Here is a 2,831-nt window from a genome sequence, read left to right as displayed (position 1 = left end):
ACTTGAATGATGACAAAGGCATCGTTAGCGACCCTATTGCTAATGATGAAGTAACACTAAGGCCAGTTTACACAATACCTAATAACAGCATTTTATCAGGCAAGCTGATTACAGGGCTTATTGGAAGAATACCACTTGATGGACAGCTCACCGATCCATTTCGCTTCAGTATCAAAATTATTAAGAAATCTTTTTATGCCAATAGACATGTCAATAATGTTTTACAAGATGTTATTGCCTCTGGAACAGCGAGTGGAGATTTGCGATTGTCTTGCGTTAGAGCTAGTATTGATTCAATTACTTTTATATTTGAAGATGGCACAATAAGCGATCATAAGATCAGTGATATTGGTTTTATTACTAACGAATATGGACTGCCTTGCATTGAAGGTGAGCTGATAACTGACGCAGCACAATACTTAATGACAACTTCGTTATTATCTGGACTCTCGTCTGCTGCCAAAGCAGTCTCTGAGGCACAAAAAACACTAACAAGTAATAACAATGGAAGTTCGTCTTCATCGCTAACAGGGTCGCCATCAAAGCTATCTGCATATAGCGCTTTAAGCGGCGGTGTTGATGATGCAAAAGACTGGTTCAATCAACGCACTAAATCATCTTTTGATGTTATTTTTGTCCCTTCAGGCAAATCGGTAAAAATATTAACACAAGAACAAATTAATATTGATTACGACCCCAACGGCAGAAAGTTAGATCATCAGTTGGCAACAGGAGAATGGAACGTAATGAAATACTTGACTAAATTGCTACTGTTACTGTCAATCATATTTTTATTAAATGCTTGTGAGAGCAGCTTAAAAATGGAAAAACAAGGTGAAAAAATGGAAAAATTCTTTCAAAGCAATAACAACACAAGCTTGCCTGTATTGACAAAACAGAAACAGGGTTTGAACGCAGGATTTGTTAGAACCCAAAGTAGCGAACTTGAGAATAATTTTCCCGTATTGCCAAACCCTGTTTTGAATATGTTTGTATATCCTCATTTAACTAAATTTGGCAATCCCATTCCAGGCTATACAACAAATTTCAAACTTTATGAACTAGATCGCTATGCTTTGCCAAATGAGGCTTTATAGATGCGCTTGTTAGAGGCTTTAAAAGCTAAAAAGCCTCTGACTAAAGATCAGGGGAACGCTCCGCTAATATCAGATTCTCAGAGCGAAGCTTTGTTTGCCCCTTCGTTTGTTGATTTGTTGCCAGTCAAGCGCTATCTTGGTGATGGTATCTTTCATTTTAGAAATGGAGGTCTTGGTAGTATTTTTAAAATTCAAACTATCAGCCTAGAGGCAACAACCAAAGACTATCAAAAAGAAGTTTTAGATGCATTAACTTTTGTTTTGAAAAATGCTATTTCTTATGAACATGTTGATTTTTGGTTGTCTCAAATGTTTATTATTAAAAAGCAATCAGCAGAAGAGCTATTAAATAAAATTCATACACATTGTAATAACAATAAAGATCAAAAAACTAACCTCAAATTTTCTGAAAATTATCTTAAATCAATGGACAGTCATATCCATTCTTTGTCTAACAAAAAAGGAGCGTTTATTGATAAAGAGACGCAAGAGTCTTGGTCGTTGTCACAGTTAGAAGTTTATTTTTGTCTTTGGCAAGAAAAAAGTATTAACATCCAAGATTTAAACAAAGAGTTTGACATAATTAACGATGCAATTGTGCGAATTGAGCATGCATTAATTCAAGCAAAAATAAAACCTAGGCGCATGAATGATCAAAATTATATTGACATTATCAGCGGTTTTTTTCATGACAAAAGAATTAAATATAAGCATAATACATTGAATTATTTAGATGAAGACTTATCCCAAATTGCCTTAAATCATCCAAAAATTACAGTTCAAGAAGATGGTATTTTTTGTTTTGAACATAATGACAAGCTTAAGCATGCTGCTTATATGCCGTTGGAAAGAATTGAGGATGCAGATGCCATTAATGTAGGGCATTTAAGTGCTGAAAATAAAAATACGAAATTATCATTGTTTGATAGATTGCCTGTTGGTAGCATTTGGTCGCAAACCACCATTTACATCTCACATGATAAAGCTGATGAATATTTGGAAAAAATCAAAAATAGCTCAATAGGTGATGACACCAAATCTGAGCAAAATTCTAATGATGCTCAGAGTGCTAAAATTAAGGCTGCAAAGGGAGACTACATTGTTAGGTATGCCGCTGGACTTTTTTTGTTTAACAACAAAAAGAACCAGTTAAAAGAAACGCTAAGAAAAGTCAATTCTATTTTCAGCGCCTTGGGTTTAAAATTATTAGAACCAAAAGAAAACCCCTTGTCGCAAGATGACTTTATTAGATCGCTGCCTTTTTGTTTTAATTACGCACTGGATCAAAAATTTTATAAAAAACGCGCCGCACTGCAACATATTTCAACGGTAGCAGCACTCTCCCCATTTTACGGCAGAAGCACAGGCACTGGAACAGCAGGGGTGGTTAAATTTAATCGTGGCGGTGAGGCGCTGATGTTTGATCCTGTTGTAGACAAAAGCCAAAATGCTTTTGGACTTTTGTTTGGTCCCTCTGGAACAGGCAAGTCGGCTTGGTTGATTGAGTTTTTATTTTCAATGATGGCAATACATCATCCAAAACATGTATTTATCATTGAGAAGGGCGATAGTTTTGGATTGTTTGTTGATCACTGTAAGCAACAAGGATTGAGTACAAACAAGGTAACAATCAAAGCAAACTCTAAAGATGTTCACCTACCGCCTTTTGCAAATGCGACCAGACTGATTATTGATAAAGACATAGACCAGGAAAGAGATTTACTTGGTGAGTTA

At 35.6% G+C, this 2,831-nt stretch carries 1 protein-coding gene and 1 pseudogene; both read left to right on the top strand.

Annotation, left to right across the window (positions count from 1 at the left end; genetic code table 11):
* A pseudogene (locus BAZSYMA_RS02145) lies at positions 1–1,097 on the top strand (hypothetical protein); the annotation flags it as partial.
* A partial coding sequence (locus BAZSYMA_RS02140) for a TraC family protein (protein ID WP_143243064.1) occupies positions 1,098–2,831 on the top strand: 1,734 nt, incomplete at its 3' end. It abuts the pseudogene before it with no gap.

It is taken from the genome of Bathymodiolus azoricus thioautotrophic gill symbiont, from assembly GCF_001298715.1.
In the GTDB taxonomy this organism is placed as follows: Bacteria; Pseudomonadota; Gammaproteobacteria; order PS1; family Pseudothioglobaceae; genus Thiodubiliella.
Note: the sequence above shows the minus strand (reverse complement) of the source record. Positions and strands in the feature narration are given on the sequence as shown.